A 16,250-nucleotide genomic window follows, 5' to 3' on the forward strand; every position below is an offset into this window, starting at 1 on the left:
CCGCCATCGGGCGGGGCGGAGCCGCGCGCACAGGATGCTGGCACTGCAGACGACATGCTGTCGCTGGCCGCGACGGAAGTCAAGATCTTACATCGGACGTTTGGCATGGCGCGAGAAACCCGAGATGATGTTGAAGATCTTGACTATGCCGATGGAGTGCACCAGACTCCCCCTATCGGGCACCCGGCACTTCCGTCCCTGAGACCGGCGTCTCAGCACGAAACCGAGGACCCGACTGCCATGAGACACAGCAGAACCGCCCGCCTGCTCGCCGCCGGCGCGGCGTGCCTCGCCCTCGGCCTGACCGCGACGGCCGCGCACGCCTCCCCCGCCGGTACGCCGCTGGTCGGCGACCCGACCGCGCTGGTGAACCCGTGGATCGGCACCGGCAGCGGCGGCGCCACGGTCGGCGACGTCAACACGTTCCCCGGCGCGGCGGCGCCGTTCGGCATGCTGACCTGGAGCCCCGACACCACCAGCCGGCCGACCGGCGGTGGATACTCCTACGCCGACTCGGCGATCACCGGGCTGAGCCTGACGCACCTGTCCGGAGTCGGCTGCCCGGTCGAGGACGACGTGCCGATCCTGCCGACGGTCGGCGCGATCGGCGCCAACCCGGCGGCGGCGCAGCAGCCGTTCAGCCACACCGGCGAGGAGGCCAAGCCCGGCTCCTACTCCGTGACGCTGGGCGACCGGTCTGGGTCGTCGCGCGGCGTCAGACGCGCCGAGCCAGACCGGTCGCAGGCGCAGCCGATCCACCTGGACGTCGCGGCCACCACCCGCACCGGCATAGGTCGGATCACTTTCCCGGCGTCGACACAGTCCAACGTCCTGTTCAAGGTGAGCCAGTCCAAGAACCAGGCCGCGGCGGCCTCGGTCGACATCGTCGGCGACGACGAGGTGACCGGCTCGGTGTCCACCGGCCACTTCTGCGCCACCCGGCAGCAGCCGGTGCCGGTGTACTTCGCCGCGCAGTTCAACCGGCCGTTCGCCGCGACCGGCACCTGGACCGGATCCACCGTCACCGCCGGGGCGACGTCGGCCAGCGGCACGAACAGCGGCGCCTGGGTCAGCTTCGACACCACGGCCGACGACACGGTCCTGATGAAGGTGGCGGTCAGCTACGTCAGCACCGCGGGCGCGCTGGCCAACCTGCGCGCCGAGAACCGTGGCTGGAGCGTGCCGGACGTCGCGCGGGCCACCAGCCGGGCCTGGCGCGACCTGCTGTCCGAAATCCAGATCGGCGGCGGTACCCACGACGAACAGGTCCAGTTCTACACCGCCCTGTACCACGCGCTGCTGACCCCGACCGTGTTCAGCGACGCGGACGGCCAGTATCCGGGGTTCGACGGCAAGACCCACACCACCGCCCGAGGCACGGCGCACTACACCAGCTTCTCCGGCTGGGACATCTACCGGTCGGAGATCCCGCTGTTGGCCATGCTGGCGCCGGAGCAGACCAGCCAGATGGCCCAGTCGCTGCTGGATGACGCCCGGCAGGGCGGCTGGCTGCCGAAGTGGCCGGTGGGCAACGCGTACACCGGCATGATGAACGGCGACGCCGCCGACCCGATCATCGCCGAGGCGTACGCCTTCGGGGCCCGCGACTTCGACGCCCGCGACGCGTTGTCGGCCATGGTCAAGGGCGCCACCGCCGTGCCGTCCGCCGACCAGCTCGGCCAGGGCTGGTACGAGGAACGTCCCGGACTGGCCGACTACCTGCGGCTGGGCTACGTACCCAACGACTCCACCGGTTCGGGTTCGGCGGTCGACAACGGCGCCTCGGAGACGCTGGAGTACGCGACCGCCGACTTCGCCATCTCCCAGCTGGCCTCGCAACTGCACGACACGTCCGTCGCGCAGACCTTCCGGCAGCGTTCGCAGAACTGGACCCGGCTGTACAACACCGGTTCCGGGTACCTCCAGCCGCGTGACCGGGACGGGCGGTTCCCGGCGAGCAACCCGCTGACCGCCGGGGTGAGCGACTTCGGCCAGTCCGGTTTCCAGGAAGGCAACGCCGCGCAGTACGTGTTCGCGGTACCGCAGAATCTCGCCGGGGTCATCTCGGCCATCGGCGGCGACGCCGCCACGGTCTCCCGCCTGGACACGTTCTTCACCCAGCTCAACGCCGGGCCCAACCCGCCGTACTACTGGGCCGGGAACGAGACCGATCTGCTCGCCCCGTGGGTGTACGACTACGCCGGGGCGCCGTACCGCACCCAGGACATCGTGCACAAGCTGCTGTCGACCGTGTACGCGAACAGTCCCGGCGGCGAGCCCGGCAACGACGACCTCGGCGCGATGAGTTCGTGGTACGTCTGGTCGGCCGTCGGGCTCTACCCGGTGACCCCCGGGTCCACCGCCCTGGCGCTCAGCTCGCCGCTGTTCCCGCGGGTACGCCTGAACCTGCCGCACCACACCGTCGACATCGACACGCCCGATGTCTCCGGCACCACCTACTACGTCCAGTCGATGACGGTCGACGGCCGCCCGGCGAACCGCACCTGGCTCGACGCCGGCACGCTGACCGGGCACTCCGGCGCGACCACCCGGCTGCACTACATGGTCGGCGACCGGCCGAACCGGCACTGGGCCAGCTCGCCGGCCGCCGCCCCGCCGTCCTACCCGGCCGGCCCGCTGGCGTTCCCGCCCGGCCTCACCCCGGTCGACCTGGCCTCGTCACCGTCCACCGTGACCGCGATCGCCGGCCAGCAGGTCACCGCGACCGTGTCGCTGACCGTCGGCGCGGGGTCGGCGGCGGCCGACCCGGTCGTTCCGCGCACGGTGCACTGGGCGGCCACGCCGCCGGCCGGCCTCACGGTCACCCCGGACCAGGGCACGGTCACCGTCTCGGCCGGCACAGCCACGGTCTCCGCCGGCACAGCCACGGTCTCCGCCGGCACGGCCACAGTCTCCGCCGGCACGGCCGCGGACTCCGCCGGCACAGCCACCGTGCCGCTGACCGTGACGGCCGCACCGGACGCGCCCCAGGGATTCAGCGCGATCGCGCTGTCGCTGACCTCGACGCCGGCGACCAACCTGCCCACCGTGAGCCTGCCGGTCACCATCATCGGCCCGGGCGACACGGCGACCGTCGGAACCGTGCTGGGCGCCACGAACACCGACTACGGCCTGATTCAAAACGAGGAGGGCGGCGACGGCGCGACCACCCCGGTGACGGTCGGCGGCCAGAGCGCCCGGCAGACGGTCCAGCTCGTGGCCAACGACCTGAACATGTACTTCAGGATCGATCCGCGTATCGCGCACGACCAGACCACGTCCACGACGTTCACGGTCGAGTACTACGACCAGGGCACGAACGGCTGGTCGCTGCAGTACGACGCGGGTACCGGCTCCGCCGCGTACACGACGGCCGTGCACGTCACCAACACCGGTACCGACACCTGGAAGACCGCGACGGTGACCGTGGCCAACTCGGAGTTCGCCAACCGGGAGAACGGCGCCTCCGACTTCCGGATCGCGTCCGGGTCACCCGTGATCATCCACTCGGTGCGGCTGGACGTCTCCGGGCCGGCCGTGCTGCCGGTCGACCTCTGGCCGCTCTGATCCCCCACCGGCCCGACCGCTACCGTGATCCCGGTGGCGCGCCCTGAATGTGAGGCGCGTCACCGGGTGGAGCGTACGGCGGTCCCGGGCGCCTCCTTGTTCCATGCGCACGGCCCGGATCCACCGGCCGCCGCGCCGGTCGCGAAGACCGCACGTCGAGGAGGAGGGCCGCGATGACCGTGGCGGACGAGAGCCCGGCCGGTGCCGACCCGGCCGACCCCGCCCGGCTCGCCGCCACCGTCGCGCGTGCGCAACGCGGTGACCTGATCGCCCTGCACGACGTCCTGGACGCGATCACGCCGTACGTGCGCCGGCTGTGCGGGCCGATCGCCCTGCAGGACGCGCCGGACGCCGCGCAGGAGACGCTGATCGTCGTCCTGCGCCGCCTCGGCGAACTGCGCGAGCCGGCCGCCCTGTTCGGCTGGGTACGGGTCATCGCCGTCCGTGAGGCGGTACGGGTCGCCAAGCAGTCGTCGCGAGCCGTCCCGGTGGAGTCGGTCGAGGTACCCGCGCCGGACGACCCGGCACTGGCCGCCGACGTCCGGGACGTGCTGAACCGGCTGTCTCCCGAGCACCGGGCGGTACTGACCCTGCGGGACCTGGAAGGGCTCGACGAACAGGCGGCCGGACAGTTTCTCGGCGTACCGGCCGGAACGGTGCGGTCCCGGCTGTTCCGGGCGAGGCGCAGTTTCGCCAGAGCGTGGCGTACGGAAGGGAGCGACCGGTGAACTGGCCGATCGGTGAGTTCGACGACCTGCGACGGCTGCGGGTTCTGCACGCCGCGCTGCCCGGCACCATGCTGGCCGAGACGGTGCTGCCGGCCAGCTTCGACCGGGTGTGGTCGGTCCTCGGCGACGTGGAGAAGGAGTTTCCCGGCCTGGTACCCGACGTCCGGTCGATCCGAGTCGTCGAACGCGACGGCGAACGGATGCGGGCGCTCGTGCGGGGCCGGTCCGGGCTGCGCGCGCCGTTCGAGATGGTCCTGCGGCCCGGCTGGTGCCTGATGCGCAGCCGGTTCCTCGTCTTCGGCATGGCCGCCGTACCGGCCGGCGACCACACCCGGTTCGGCTACCTGGCCGGGCTGCGCGTACCGGGCAAGCGCGTCATCGCGCCGCTGCTGGCACCGGCGCAGCGCAGGCTCGCCCGTGCCGTCCTGCACCGGTTCGAGCGGCGGTTCACCCCGGCCGGTCGGTAATGTGGCGCGGCTCACCGGAGTGTTCCCGACCGCGGCCGTCCTCTTGTGTGCATGCAGACCTACCAGCTGGCCGCCATCGCGGCTGCCGCGATCCTCGGCCTCGACGCCCTCATCCACGCCTACTGGCTGACCGGCCGGACCTGGCCGGCCCGTGACGTCCGGACTCTGTCCCGTGCCGTTCTCAACGCCGACGTGCCGTTCACCCCACGGGTACTCGTGCCCCTGATCCTCGTCCTGACCGTCGGGGCGACCGCCGTCCTGGCCCGGGCCGGCCTGCTCGACTCGTGGCTGCCCGGCTGGGTTCCGGGATGGGTGCCGGCGGTGGGGGCGATCGCTGTCGCCGCCGGTGCGACCCTACGTGCCGGCGCCGGCATCGTCTGGGCCCTGGGCGTCGGCGCCGAGCGTGGCTCCGCCTTCTACCGGCTGAACCTCACCGCCTACACCCCGGTGTGCCTGCTGCTGTGCGCCGCCGCCGCGACCGTGGCCGGGCACTGAGCCGACGTGAGGTCCTTTCGCACGACGACGTGAGCGGCTCCCGCAACGCCCCCCGACGATCCGTAGTTGAGTAGATCGTGGAGGACGGGTCGGACGCCGGCGCTCAGCGGTGGTCCCGGTGGCGGGCGCGACACCCGCGGCGTGGTCGGTGGACGGTCGTGCCCGCGCTGGGCGCGGTGGCCACCGCGGGGGCGTTGCTCGCGGGGCTGGCGCTGACCGGCCGGTTGGACCGGATCCCGCTGCTCAGCCCCGCGTTGGCGGACACACTCGAAGCCCTGGGGGCCGGCGCGCTGGTGGGTTCGTGGCTTCCGGGAGGCCGGCTCTCGGCTGCGGCTCGCGGCCCCGGACTCCCGCGGCGGCTCACCCGTACCCTGCCGGTGGTCGCCGGGTCGGCTGCGGCGCTCACCGGTGTGGGCGCCGTCCTGCTCCGGGTCACCGGTACCGTCACCGACCCGTACCCGCTGTCGTTCGCCCTCTGGGCCGGGCTGCTCCTGGCGGCCGCGATCGGGGTGCCGTTCGCCCTGCCGGGACCCGGCGCGGTACGGCGCGGACTGGCCGGGGCCGCGGTACCGCTGACCCTGGCCGGAGCGGTGTTGCTGGTCAACGACGAGTACGGGGTGTGGCCGACGCTCGGGGACCTGCTGGGCCACACCGGGATGGTCGACGCGTCGTCGGTGGCCGGCCGGGCCGCCTCCCACCGGGGCGTGCTCGTCGCCGCCGACCCGCCGGCCCTCCGCTCGCACTTCCGGCACCGGCCCGGCAGCGTGTACCTCCCGGCGGCGTACTTCACCGCGGCCCGCGCCGACCTTCCGGTGATCATCATGCTCGCCGGTACCCCGGGCAGCCCCATCCAGTGGCCCACCTCGGGCGGGGCGGTCCGCACCGCCGACGCGTACGCGACCGCCCACCGGGGCCGCGCACCGGTGCTGCTGTTCGTCGACCAGAACGGCTCCGACACGGACGACACCGAGTGCGTCGACGGACCGCAGGGCAACGCCGAGACGTTCCTGACCGCGGATGTGCCCGCGTACGTCAGGCAGACCCTGGGCATCCGCTCCGACCCCGATCGGTGGGCGGTCGCCGGCTTCTCCGAGGGCGGCACGTGCGCGCTCGACCTCACCCTGGGCCACCCGACCCTGTTCCGGCACCTGGTCGACCTCGGCGGCGACGCGCAGCCCGCGCTGGGCGGCCCGGCCCACACCCTGGCGGCCCTGTTCGGAGGCTCGGTCGCCGCCCGGGACGCGCACCTCCCCACCCGGTTGCTGGCCGGCCACCGCTATCCGGGCGTCACCGCCTGGTTCGGGGTGGGGATCGGCGACCCGGACCGGATCCCGGTCGCGCATCGTCTGGCCTCCCTCGCCGGTGCGGCCGGGATCGACAGCCGGGAGCTGACCGTACCCGGCGGGCACAACTGGCAGTTCGTCACCATCGCATTCGCACAGCTGATGCCCGCGTTGTGCGGCCAGCTCGGGCTCTCCTGACGGGTACGCGGATGCGCGGGGTGAACACGCGGGGCGCGTCCACGGGGCCGGGCGCGACCGGCGGCCGGCAGCGGACGAGAACGCTGCTGCCCGGTGTCTCGCGCAGTTGGCTGCCCACCCTGGTCGGCACCATCTGCCTGCTGATCGGGCTGGTCGACATCGCCGGGGCGATAGCGCCGCGCCTGCACAGCCGCCGGGTGGACGCCGTCGCCGACCTGGTGCCGGGCCTGGTCATCTCGCTGGCCACCGCGGCGACGCTGGTCCTCGGCGTGCTGCTGGTGGTGCTCGCGCGTGCGCTGCGCCGCCGCAAAAGGCGTGCCTGGCGGGCGCTGATGGTGCTGCTCCCGCTCAGCGCCGTACTGCACGTGCTGCGCTGGCACCAGCCGGTGGCGGCGGCCGTGAGCGTCGTGCTGTTCATCGTGGTACTGGCCAACCGCCGCCAGTTCTACGCCGAGTCGGACCCCCGGACCCGGTGGTGGGCGGTGTGGAACCTGCTCGGCATGACCCTGTTCAGCGTGGGCGCCGGTCTGGTCATCGTGAGCGTGCACCCGGACGCGGAGATCGGGCACTACTCCTTCACCGACCGCCTGCGGCACGTCGGGTACGGCCTGTTGGGCGTCGAGGGCCCGGTGCGGTACGCCTCCGACCGCGCCAGCGACCTGGTCTACTTCTCCCTGGCCGGGCTCGGCCTGCTCACCGCGGTCAGCACCGGCTACCTCGCGTTGCGCCCGCCGGGGCCGGCGGTGCCGCTTTCCACCGACGACGAACGGCGGCTGCGCGGCCTGCTGGGTCGGCACGGCGCGCAGGACTCGCTGGGGTACTTCGCCTTGCGGCGGGACAAGAGCGTGCTGTTCTCCCCGAGCGGCAAGGCGGCCATCGCCTTCCGCGTGGTCTCCGGTGTCATGCTCGCCAGCGGCGACCCGATCGGGGACGTCGAGGCGTGGCCCGGCGCCATCCGGACGTTCATGCGGGAGGCGGCCCGGCACGCGTGGGTACCGGCCGTGATGGGGTGCAGCGAGACGGGTGGCGAGGTGTGGACCCGGGAGACCGGCCTGGACGCCCTGGAGATCGGGGACGAGGCGATCGTCGAGGTCGCGGACTTCACTCTCGATGGGCGGCCGATGCGCAACGTCCGCCAGATGGTCAACCGGATCGAGCGCGCCGGGTACGACTGCCGGATCCGCCGGGTCGCCGACCTCACCGAGCGGGAGAAGCAGGAGATCCGGGCCTCGGCCGAATCCTGGCGCAGTACCGACACCGAGCGGGGCTTCTCCATGGCGCTGGGCCGGCTCGGCGATCCCGCCGACGGCGAGTGTGTCGTGGTGACCGCGCACGAGCGCCCGAACGCCGCCGGTACCGGGACGCCGTCGCCGGACGGCGACCTGCGCGCCATCCTCCACTTCGTACCGTGGGGCCGGGACGGCATCTCGCTGGACCTGATGCGCCGGGACCGCGGCGCGGATCCGGGGCTGAACGAACTGCTCATCGTGAAGGCGTTACAGGCGGCGCCGGGCCTGGGCGTCGCCCGGGTGTCGCTGAATTTCGCGATGTTCCGCTCGGCCCTGGCCCGCGGCGAGCGACTGGGCGCGGGACCGGTGCTGCGGTCTTGGCGCTCGGTGCTGCTGTTCCTGTCCCGGTGGCTGCAGATCGAGTCGCTGTACCGGTTCAACGCGAAGTTCCGTCCCATCTGGGAACCGCGTTTCCTGGTCTACCCCACGGCACGGGACCTGCCCCGGATCGGCATCTCGACGCTGCGGGCGGAGGCGTTCATCGCGCTGGACCCGCGCCGCATCCTGCGCCGCGCCGGCCGGCGACGCCGGCCCGTGTGAGTCCGCGCGGAGCGCACACCGAGTGTCCACAGTGGATGGTCATGTTGGACAGGCGGCGACCGCGATGAGACTCTGGTGCGAGTGATTGACATACGTCGATTTGGGGGATCACGCATGCTCACCAGGAAAAGACTCGCCGCCGCAGGGCTCACCACGGCACTCACCGCGTTCACCCTCACGGTGACCGCCTCGCCGTCGTACGCCGCTACCTGCACCACGTCCAGCCACTGCTACGGCGAGGTCGAGTACTACTCGTCCAGCGCCGTCTACGGCCTCAACCAGGGCCTGGACGTCCGCTGCCTCGGGCCGATGGGCGCCTCCACCTCCTCGAACTTCGTCACCGAGGAGATGTGGCTGGCCACCAACAACGGCTCCGGCAACTACTGGGTGGAGACCGGGATGGCGTACGGCGCCCCGCAGGGCTCCACCCGCTACTGGTTCTGGGCGGACAACCGGCCGAACGGCGGCGGCTACCACGAGCACGACCTGACGATCTCGACCGCGTTCGGCACCACGTACGACGACTACATCACCTGGGTCGGCAACAACTCGTGGCAGGTCCGCCGGGACAGCACCACGCTCGGCACCTCGACCGCCAACCCGGGATCCTCGCACGGCGGCAACGCCGGTGAGGAGCTCACCGTCAACAGCGGCTCGGCGTCGGCGATCACCGAGTTCCTGTTCAAGCAGACGTCCAGCGGCGGCATCTGGACCAACAACTGGCCGGGCGCCTCGGTCCGGACCGACAACCCGCCGTACGGCGGCTGGGAGAGCACCGGATACAGCGCCGACTTCTACAGCAACTGCGGTTTCGGGCCGGCCGACCCCGGACCGTCGTTCACGCCGTTCACCGCGGCGGCCGCTCCGACCGCCCTCACGACCATCGTGAGCCAACTGTCGGCCAGCAACGGTGTCGCCACTCCCCGGTCGGTCAGCTACGTCCTGACCACGCGGCAGGCCGCGGCGAAGCTCACCAGCCAGGCCGTCGTCGACAGCGACCAGCCGGTCTACCTGGTCAGCCTGCGGGGCGCGTTCTCCGCCAAGGCGGCCAAGACGCCTCGGGGAGCGGCGAAGCCGACCGGCGAGGTGATGACCGTGGCGATCGACCCGGCGACCGGCCGGATCACCGACTGGGGCATCGAGTCCGCCGCACCCGGCCTCGCCACGCTGGGCGCGGTGCGGCAGCTGAGCTGACTGTTCATCCGGAACGGAGCCGGCCCGGCCACCGAAGGCCGGGCCGGCTCACTTCCGCTGGTGGGCGGCTCACTTCCGCTGGCAGGTCACAGAGACGGCGCTGTCGGCCGAGGCGGTCACCGTGACGTGGGCGTCGACGCACGCGCCGTCGACCCCCTCCGCCGACAGCGTGTACGTGCCCGCCGACAGGGTGAACCGGAACTCCTGTCCATCGGCCACAGTCTGCCGAGCCACCTCGTCCCCGCCGCGCGACACGACGACCGTGCCCGGCGCCCCCGCGGGCGACGCCTGGGACATGCCTCCGGTGAGCACGATCATGCCGTGCACGCTGCCCGTCGGCCCCGCCTGGCCGGCGGACTGGGAACAGCCGGTCGCCGTGAGCACGACCGCCACAACGACGACGATCAGAACCTTACGGACATTCATGTCCGTAAGTGTACCGACTCAAGCCTCCCGCGCGTGGATGACCTGGCCGGTCTCCGGGAGGAGGCGGGGCAGCGCGACTCCCGCCCGGCCGAGCACGGCTCCGGTCATCGCCCGCGGTGCCCTCGTCCACTCCGGCAGCGGCATGCCCGTCGCGGCGGGTTGGATCCCGTCGGGAAGCGTCGCCACGTAACGGACCTCCTCGGCCAGGCCGGGCAGCCGGGCGGGGCCGGGCGGCCAGGTGACCGACCGGCGCAGCGTCGCCACGCCGTACCACGCCTCGCGGTGGTCGGGCGAGACGACGCCGGAGACCCAGATCGCGTCGTCCGGGTGGTCCGCGTTGACCACCGTACCGCCGTGGAGAAGGTGCCGGTGCTCACGGTAGAAGGCGACCCAGGCCGCCAGTTGCGCGAACTCCTCCGGCGAGACGGTACGCAGGTCGATCTCGATGCCGAGATGGCACCACACCGCGGTCTGGGCGCGGAACTGCAGGGTCTGGGTGCGGCCGGTGGTGTGCGACGGCGACGGGCCGACGTGCGCGCCGATCAGTTCGGGTGGTACCAGGAGCTTGAGGTACCGGTTGATCTGCTGCCGCTCCACCGGATCGTTGGTGTCGCTGCCCCACACGCGCTGCACGTGCTCCAGGATTCCCAGGTCGACCCGGCCGCTGCCGGACGCGCAGGACTCGATCTCCAGGCCCGCGTGGGCGGCGCGCAGTTCGTCCATGAGGCGGTACACGGCCAGCGTCTGCCCGTGGATGGCCGGGCGGCCCTCGGGTGCGTGGCCGGCCTCCACCAGCGTGCGGTTGTGGTCCCACTTCAGGTAGGCGATGTCGTACTCGTCGAGCAGCGCCAGCAGCGCGTCCCGGATGTGTGCGTACGCACCCGGATGGGTCAGGTCGAGCACGTGCTGGTACCGGGACGAGTAGCCGACCCGCCCGCCGACGGAGAACAGCCACTCCGGGTGGGCCCGCGCCAGGTCGGAGTCCAGGTTCACCATCTCGGGCTCCACCCAGAGACCGAAGTCCATCCCGCGTTCCTTGACGCGCTTGATGAGCGGGTGCAGCCCGTCGGGCCAGACCTCCGGCGACACGGTCCAGTCGCCCAGGCCGCTGTGGTCGTCGCGCCGCGAGCCGAACCAGCCGTCGTCGAGCACGAAGCGTTCCGCGCCGACCTCCGCGGCGCGGTCGACGAGTTCCCCCAGCACGTCGATGTCGTGGTTGAAGTACACCGCCTCCCAGGAGTTCACCACGACCGGCCGGGGACCGGCCGGATACGCGCGCCCCGACCGCACGTGGGCGTGGAACCGGGCGGCCATCTCGTCGAGACCGTCGCCGTAGGCGCCGTAGAACCACGGTGACGTGTAGCTTTCGCCGCGGGCGAGGACGATCTCGCCGCTCTGCAGCAGCTCGCCGCCGCCGAGCGCGCGGGCACCGTTGTAGAGGCGCTCGGCGTACAGCGACTGGTTGCCGCTGAACGCCACGTGAGCCCCCCACACCTCGCCGTCGCGGAACCCGAAGCCGCCGCGGCCCGCGATCAGCAGGTGCGCGGCGTCCAGCCCGGTACGCCCGCCCCGCTGCTCCCGCGCGTGCAGCCCGACCGGAAACGCGCAGCGCTGCGGCACGCGCTCCATTAGGTGCCTGCCGGTGAAGTCGAGCAGTTCGTCGGCGAGGCTCGGCACCGGCAGCACGATCCTGACGGCGTCCACCCGGTACGCCTCGCCGGTGTTGGTCACGCTCGCGCGGGCCCGCAGCAGACCGGTGGACAGCAGGTCGACGGTCAGCTCGAGGGACAGCTCGGCGTGGTCGTCGCGCGCGACGGCGCGCAGCCGGTCGGCGGTGCGCCCGTCCTCGGTCGGCGCGTCCCGGTGCACCGACGTGCCGACCACCCGGAAGGCCGGTGACCAGTCCCGGCCATCGCGGGAGCCCTCCAGACCGGGGCGCCCGAGCCAACCGGCCTCGAACTCGGGCAGGATCGACACGTTCCAGACCTGGTCGTTGGGATTGTGGTCGAACGGCGGCATCTGCGCGGTCTCGATCGCGCCGAGTTCCGCGTCGGACAGTTCGCCGAGACTCGCGCCCCAGTAGAGCAGGCGGGGCAGCCGGTCCTCGCCGGTGGCGAACACGACGCTGACGCCGGCGGAGTGGAAGTGGACGTGGTTGGGGGTCGGTGTGTCCGCCACGATGGGCCCTGGCTCCTGGAGATGAGGTACGTTGCGCACTGGTCAGCGATCCGCGGCCGCCGGCGGCACGGGTACGACCGCCGCGCCGAAGGCGGGCAGCGCCACCGGGGTGCCGCCCACGGTGGCCGTGACGGGTCCCGGGTGTTCGCTGATCACGATGGCGAAGCGGGCGCCGTCGTCACGGACGAGCGTGTCGACGATCAGCCGGGGGTCGCCGCCGTTGTCGATGGCGGGCAGCGCGCCGGCCTCGGCGGCCAGGGCCCGGTACAGGCGCACGGTGTCGTCCGGGTTGACCCCGGGCGTACGGGCGGCGAAGTACTCCACCGGGTAGCCGAGCAGCACGATCTGGCCGCGGCCGGTGGCCCGGGTGGCGAGGGCGGGCTGCCCGCCGGCGGTCGCGACGGCCACCGCCCCGGCCGGCTCGAACGGCAACCTGCTGCGGCCGGAGTAGCTGCCGGCGGCGCGGAACCGCAGCGTGTCCCCCGGGTTCAGCCCGCCGAACGAGCGGTCGAAGCGCACCTCGACGTCGTCGGTCTCGACCGGGTCGACGAGCCCGTAACGCAGGCCGTGCCGGATGCCGAACATGCCGTCGAAGTCGGGGTGCCAGGGTCCGCGCTGGCCGGGCGTGTCGCCGGAGAAGTACGAGACGTAGACCAGTGCCCCGTCGCGGGCCAGTTGCTCCAGACGTTGCCAGGTCGGCCCGTTCAGGCGCTTCCCGCACGGTACGAGCACGAGCTTCGCGTCCGGGATCCCGTCCGCCTCGCGGACCGGCAGCGGGGTCAGGCCGGCCAGCCGGGCCGACACGTACGCCTGGTGCAGGATCTCGAACTCGACGTCGGCGGCGCCCGCGTCGACGCCCGGAGTGTCCCCGTCGAGCCACTCCGGCACCACGAGGACGGTGTCGGTGTCGGCGCGGGTGCAGCGGGGAAGGTCGATCTCGCGCAGCGTGCGCGCGAAGGCGGCCAGCTCCCGGGCCGCCTGCTTCGGCTGCCGGTCCGGGGTCATGATGCCGAAGTGCAGTTCGAACGGGTGGTGGCTGTACGGCGGCTGGCCGACCAGGTCGAAGTCGGTGTTGTTCCAGGCGATGAAGCCGGTGGCGCCGGCCGCCAGCGCGGAGTGCAGCACCTGGCGGTAGTAGTCGCCCGCGTGCTCCTCCGAGGCGAAGTTGCTGGTGAGACCGAACTCTTCGAGCACCACGGGCAGCCCGAAGGTGTTGGCGAGCTCCAGCTTGAACGCGATGAGCAGGTGCTGGCGGATCAGGTCGTCGCCCATGCCGTACAGGTGCGGCCCGATCCAGTCGACGGTCTCGCGCAGCTGGCGCAGCCGGAACCCGTTGTCCTCGCCGTACAGGTCCACGCCCAGGACGCCGTCGCCGAGGGACACCGGCCCCCGGCCGCCGCCGGCCCGTACCGCCTGGGTCATCAGCTCGGCCCAGGCGCGGATGTTGTCCGGGTCGTCGCTGCCGCCGTAGAAATGCATCTCGTTGCTGATGAGCCAGCCCGCGATGGCCGGGTGGTCGGCGATGCCCGCGGTGACCGTGCGGATGTAGGCCGCCTGCCTGCCCAGCAGGTAGCCGTCGGCGTAGAGGTTCCCGCCGCGCCGCCACGGCGGGTCGAAGTTGCGCCCGGACATGCCGCCGATGATGAAGGTCGGGATGGTCTTCAGGCCGTGGCGCGCGTGCAGGTCCAGGAACGTGCGGAAGTGACCGATCAGCGTCTCGTCGACGCGGTACGGCTCGGGCTGGAAGTCGGGCCAGAAACAGAAGCTCCGGGTGACGGTCAGCCCGAGTTCGGCGAGCGCGGCCAGCTCCGCGTCGACGGTGTGCTCGTCGAACCGGCGCCACATGTACGGACCGCCGGCGGCGCTCCAGAAGTTCACTCCGATCCAGGGCTGGTCGGTGTCGGGCAGGCAACGGGTGGGGCGCGAGACCATGTGCTTTTCCTTGTGAGCTGAGGTGGGTGGATCGGTCGGCCGGGCCGCCGGTGTGCTACTTCACGGCGCCGGCGGTCAGGCCGCGGATGAGGAACCGCTGCACGGCGAGGAACCCGGCGACTACCGGGACGCTGACCACGACCGAGGCGGCCATGATCTGGTTCCAGTCGGTCACGTCGCGGGTGGCGTACTCCTGCAGGCCAATCGCGAGGGTACGGGTGGACTCGGTGGTCAGTACCGAGGCGAACAGCACCTCTCCCCACGCGGTCATGTACGCGAAGATGGCCACCGCGATGATCCCGGGACGGGCCACCGGCAGCACGATGCGCCACAGCGCTCCCCAGCGGGTCGTGCCGTCGACGAGAGCGGCCTCCTCGAGTTCGCGCGGGATGGTGTCGAAGAAGCCGATCAGCATCCAGATCGAGAACGGCAGCGCGAACGTCAGGTACGTGATGATGAGCCCGAACAGCGACCCGGACAGCGGGACACCGAGGTAGCGCTGCAGGTTGATGAAGATCAGGTACAGCGGCAGCAGGAACAGGATGCCCGGGAACATCTGGGTCGACAGCACCGCGAAGGAGAACAGGCGCCGCCCGGCGAACGCGAACCGGGAGACCGCGTAGGCGCCCAGGGTCGCCAGGACGACCGAGATGGCCGCCGAGCAGACCGACACGATGATGCTGTTGAGGAAGTAGTGCGCGAGCGGCACGGTCTGCCACATCTGCACGTACGCGTCCAGCGTGATGTGCTTCGGTACCCAGCTGAAGGTGTTCTGCACCTCGGACAGCGGCTTCACCGACGTGTCGAGGATGATGAGCACCGGCAGCAGGGTGAAGATCCCGATCAGGGTCAGCGCCACGCGCCGGACCCACCGCCCGGCGGTCGTCTCACGCATCGACGGCCTCCGTTCCCGTGCGCGTCGAGCGCAGATAGACGAATGAGATGATGGCCAGGAACACCAGCAGCAGCACGGACATCGCGGAGCCGAGGCCGAAGTTCCACTGCCCGAACGCGTTGCTGTAGATGTACATGCTGATCGGTTCGGCGCTCTTGGGCGGCGCGCTGCCGAACATGACGAACGGGGTGTTGAAGTCGTTGAAGGTGCCGATGCCGACGATCAGCACGACGATGAGGTTGGTCTGGCGGATCTGCGGCAGGGTGATCGACCAGAACTGCCGCACCATCCCGGCGCCGTCCATGACGGCGGCCTCGTAGAGTTCGTCCGGCACGCCCTGCACCGCGGCCAGCAGCATGATGAACGCGAACGGCCACGTCTTCCACACGGACGTGACCACCATCGCCCAGAACGCGTGCGACCCGATGAGCCAGAACGGCCCCGAGTGCAGGACGTGCAGATCGTCGACCAGCAGGTGATTGATCGCTCCGCTGTCCTTCTGGAACATGAACGTCCAGGTCATGATGCCGACGAACGCCGGCAGCGCGTACGGCAGCAGGAACAGCGAACGCAACAGCGAACGGCCCTTGAACTCCACCGACAGGAACACCGCCGCCGCCGTCGCGATGACCCAGGAGAAGGCCAGCACCAACAGTGTGTACGGGACCGTGACGAGGAACGAGTCCAGCAGGCCGCGCCCGACCGGGCCGGAGATGTCGACACTCACCCGGAAGTTGGCCAGGCCGGCGAACGGCGCGTTCGACCAGTTGCGGATCGTGTAGACGGTCAGGTGGTAGAAGGCCATCACCACCCCGGCGACCATCGGGACGATGTGAACGAGCAGTTCGAAGAAGACCGCGGGCGCGACCAGCAGGAAGGGCATCACCTTCGGGTTCTGCCACCACCCCGGCTTCGTGCCCCGCGCCGGCGACAGGCGCGGCAACCGCGTGCGGCGGTCGTCGTCGGTGACCAGGTTGGCCATGGGTCGTGATTGCCTTTCCGGGCTTGCTAGCCGTTGACCGGATCGATGGGCGGGCGCGGCAGGCGGATGCGGCGTG

At 71.6% G+C, this 16,250-nt stretch carries 12 protein-coding genes; 7 read left to right on the forward strand and 5 right to left on the reverse strand.

Annotation, left to right across the window (positions count from 1 at the left end; genetic code table 11):
• The first annotated feature begins 240 nt into the window (after positions 1–240).
• From Raf01_RS19955 to Raf01_RS19985, 7 genes are all read left to right on the forward strand, one after another.
• Positions 241–3,567 (forward strand): GH92 family glycosyl hydrolase, encoded by a 3,327-nt coding sequence (locus Raf01_RS19955; RefSeq protein ID WP_203919452.1) that lies wholly within the window; start codon positions 241–243, stop codon positions 3,565–3,567.
• Between the two features lie 173 nt (positions 3,568–3,740).
• Positions 3,741–4,295 (forward strand): RNA polymerase sigma factor, encoded by a 555-nt coding sequence (locus Raf01_RS19960; RefSeq protein WP_203919453.1) that lies wholly within the window; start codon positions 3,741–3,743, stop codon positions 4,293–4,295.
• Positions 4,292–4,762, forward strand: coding sequence for an SRPBCC family protein (locus Raf01_RS19965; protein ID WP_203919454.1), 471 nt, complete (start codon positions 4,292–4,294; stop codon positions 4,760–4,762). Before Raf01_RS19960 ends, Raf01_RS19965 begins: the two co-directional genes overlap by 4 nt.
• Before the next feature lie 51 nt (positions 4,763–4,813).
• On the forward strand, positions 4,814–5,257 hold the full coding sequence (locus tag Raf01_RS19970) for a DUF3995 domain-containing protein (protein ID WP_203919455.1): 444 nt from the start codon (positions 4,814–4,816) through the stop codon (positions 5,255–5,257).
• Between the two features lie 158 nt (positions 5,258–5,415).
• Entirely contained in the window at positions 5,416–6,738 is a 1,323-nt protein-coding gene (locus Raf01_RS19975) for an alpha/beta hydrolase (protein WP_203919456.1), read from the forward strand.
• Positions 6,739–6,758: 20 nt separating this feature from the next.
• Complete coding sequence (locus Raf01_RS19980) at positions 6,759–8,567, forward strand: phosphatidylglycerol lysyltransferase domain-containing protein (RefSeq protein ID WP_203919457.1); 1,809 nt, start codon at positions 6,759–6,761, stop codon at positions 8,565–8,567.
• A gap of 114 nt (positions 8,568–8,681) precedes the next feature.
• Positions 8,682–9,761, forward strand: coding sequence for a hypothetical protein (locus Raf01_RS19985; protein WP_203919458.1), 1,080 nt, complete (start codon positions 8,682–8,684; stop codon positions 9,759–9,761).
• A gap of 69 nt (positions 9,762–9,830) precedes the next feature.
• On the opposite strand, the gene Raf01_RS19990 is transcribed toward Raf01_RS19985, so the two are convergent.
• Genes Raf01_RS19990 through Raf01_RS20010 form a run of 5 tightly spaced genes read right to left on the reverse strand, consistent with a single transcriptional unit; the run spans position 9,831 to position 16,174 of the window.
• The gene (locus tag Raf01_RS19990) at positions 9,831–10,187 is read right to left on the reverse strand and encodes a hypothetical protein (protein ID WP_203919459.1); all 357 of its coding nucleotides are present in this window, start codon (positions 10,185–10,187) and stop codon (positions 9,831–9,833) included.
• Between the two features lie 18 nt (positions 10,188–10,205).
• Positions 10,206–12,365: an alpha-galactosidase gene (locus tag Raf01_RS19995; RefSeq protein ID WP_203919460.1), complete on the reverse strand. Its 2,160-nt coding sequence runs from the start codon at positions 12,363–12,365 to the stop codon at positions 10,206–10,208.
• A gap of 42 nt (positions 12,366–12,407) precedes the next feature.
• A complete protein-coding gene (locus Raf01_RS20000) occupies positions 12,408–14,297 on the reverse strand; it encodes a glycoside hydrolase 5 family protein (RefSeq protein WP_203919461.1) in 1,890 nt (629 codons plus the stop codon).
• A 55-nt stretch (positions 14,298–14,352) separates the two neighbouring features.
• Positions 14,353–15,192, reverse strand: coding sequence for a carbohydrate ABC transporter permease (locus tag Raf01_RS20005; protein ID WP_203919462.1), 840 nt, complete (start codon positions 15,190–15,192; stop codon positions 14,353–14,355).
• A complete protein-coding gene (locus tag Raf01_RS20010) occupies positions 15,185–16,174 on the reverse strand; it encodes a carbohydrate ABC transporter permease (protein ID WP_203919463.1) in 990 nt (329 codons plus the stop codon). The genes Raf01_RS20005 and Raf01_RS20010 overlap by 8 nt, the downstream gene beginning before the upstream one ends.
• Positions 16,175–16,250 lie beyond the last annotated feature (76 nt).

This window comes from Rugosimonospora africana (genome assembly GCF_016862975.1).
In the GTDB taxonomy this organism is placed as follows: Bacteria; Actinomycetota; Actinomycetes; order Mycobacteriales; family Micromonosporaceae; genus Rugosimonospora; species Rugosimonospora africana.